This is a genomic window from Streptomyces sp. NPDC102437, assembly GCF_044765565.1.
Taxonomy (GTDB): domain Bacteria; phylum Actinomycetota; class Actinomycetes; order Streptomycetales; family Streptomycetaceae; genus Streptomyces.
In genome coordinates this window covers 1-2,071 of the sequence record NZ_JBIWKI010000151.1, presented here as the reverse complement: position 1 = coordinate 2,071, position 2,071 = coordinate 1, and the positions used below count along the sequence as shown (strand labels likewise).

The 2,071-nt window shown below is 65.2% G+C and carries 2 protein-coding genes; both read right to left on the bottom strand.

All coding sequences use genetic code 11. From position 1 onward, the window contains the following. Positions 1-1,112, bottom strand: a 1,112-nt coding sequence (locus tag ACIRJP_RS42475) for a beta-ketoacyl synthase N-terminal-like domain-containing protein (protein ID WP_404186587.1), incomplete at its 3' end; no start/stop codon positions are given. Positions 1,113-1,158: 46 nt separating this feature from the next. Then, positions 1,159-2,071, bottom strand: a 913-nt coding sequence (locus ACIRJP_RS42470; protein ID WP_404186586.1) for a phosphopantetheine-binding protein, incomplete at its 5' end; no start/stop codon positions are given.

The window sequence follows — 2,071 nt, the reverse complement described above, 5'->3', positions numbered from 1 at the left end:
AGCCACAGGGGCCGGTCGGTGTCGCGGTTTTGGCCGTAGGTGGCCAGGAGGGCCTGGGCCTCGATGGGGTCGCCGAGGCGGGTGCCGGTGCCGTGAGCCTCCACCACGTCGATCTGTCCGGGCCGTAGTCCGGCGTCGTTGAGGGCCTCACGGATGACGCGGCGCTGGGAGGGGCCGTTGGGGGCGGTCAGGCCGTTGGAGGCGCCGTCCTGGTTGACGGCGGAACCGCGGACCACGGCCAGGACCGGGTGCCCGTTGCGCCGGGCGTCGGAAAGGCGCTCGACCAGAAGCACGCCCGCGCCCTCGGCCCAGCCGGTGCCGTCGGCCGCGGAGGCAAAAGCCTTGCAGCGGCCGTCAGATGCCAGACCCTGTTGGCGACTGAAGTCCAGGAAAGGTGCGGGGCTGGACATCACCGTCGCGCCGCCGACCAGCGCCAGCGAGCACTCAGAACGGCGCAGGGACTGGCTCGCGAGGTGCAGAGCGACCAGCGATGACGAGCACGCTGTATCGATCGTCACCGCCGGGCCTTCCAGCCCCAGTGCATATGCGAGTCGCCCTGAAGCGATACTTCCCGAGTTTCCAGTTCCCAGGTAACCCTCGATGATGTCCGGGATTTCAGGAAGGCGGGAGGCGTAGTCGTGATACATGATGCCGACGAAGACGCCGGTACGGCTGCCTTGCAGTGCATCCGGAGATATCCCGGAACGTTCCACGGCTTCCCATGAGGTTTCCAGGAGAAGTCGCTGCTGAGGGTCCATTGCGAGCGCTTCGCGCGGAGAAATCCCAAAGAACTCCGCGTCGAAATCTGCTGCGTCGTACAAGAATCCGCCCTGGAATGTATCACTGCTTCCGGCCTCGCCCGGATGTGCGGACCGCAATGCGTCAATATCCCAGTCCCGGTTTCCCGGGAAATCGCTGATGGCGTCCTGGGAAGATGCGACGAGATTCCACAGGTCTTCGGGCGATGTGACCCCGCCGGGATATCGGCAGGACATCCCCACGATCGCGATCGGCTCGCGGCTCTTCTCCTCGGCGGTGCGGAGCTGTTGCTTGGTGCTGCGAAGCTCATTGGTCAATCGCTTGAGGTACCGGAGGGTCTTTTCCTCGTTCATTTCCGTCACTCTCGTTTGGGATTCGAAATCTTCGACGCTTCGTTGGTCAGGAAAGATCGAATTCGTCGTCGATGATGCCGAATACCTCCTCCAGTGATGCGGATTCCACGTCGGCTCCGTGGTCTGCTGAGCCATCCCTTCCACCCGTGGTGGCGAGGCCGTCCCCTCTCCAGACACTGAGGAGATCGTTCAATCGCACCCGCACCTGCTCGCGCCGTGCATCATCTGCGCCCATCTGCGTGATGCTGGATTCAAGTCGGTCCAGTTCGACGAAGACCGCGTCCGGATCGGCGGCAGCCCGTTCAGGAAGCAGCTCTGCCGCGAGGTATCCGAGCAGTGCCGCCGGGGTCGGGTGATCGAAGACGAGTGTGGCAGGGAGCTGGAGCCCGGTGGCTACGGACAGGGCTCCGCGGAACTCGACGGCCATCAACGAGTCGAAGCCCAGGTCCGTGAAGTGACGCTCCATCACGATGGAGTCGACGGACTCGTGCCCCATGATCGCGGCAGCTTGGCTGCGTACGAGCTGTGTCAGCCGTTCTTGTGCCTGGTTGGCGGGGAGTTCCCGCAGGGCGTCGGCGAGACTGGTCGTCCCGCCGTTCGCAGCATGCCCCGTCGTGCTGCCGTTCGTGTACGGCGAGAGGCGCCACAGCGGGCCTGAACCCATCAGCTGATGCAGGACGGATGGCACCCGCTCAGGGTTCGATGCCCGTCGGCGCAAGGTCGCCCTATTCACCTGGAGAGGCACGAGGTGTGGGCTGCCTGCGGTCACGGCGGCGTCGAAGAGCACGAGGCCGTCCGTCTGGTCAATGGGGGTGATGCCCGTACGGGACATCCGCAGCAGGTCGGCCTTACTGAGCGTGCCCACCATGCCGTCTTGGACGTCCCAGAGTCCCCAGGCGAGGCTGGTGGTGGGTTGGTTGTGGGTGTGGCGGTGGTGGGCGAGGGCGTCGAGGTAGGCG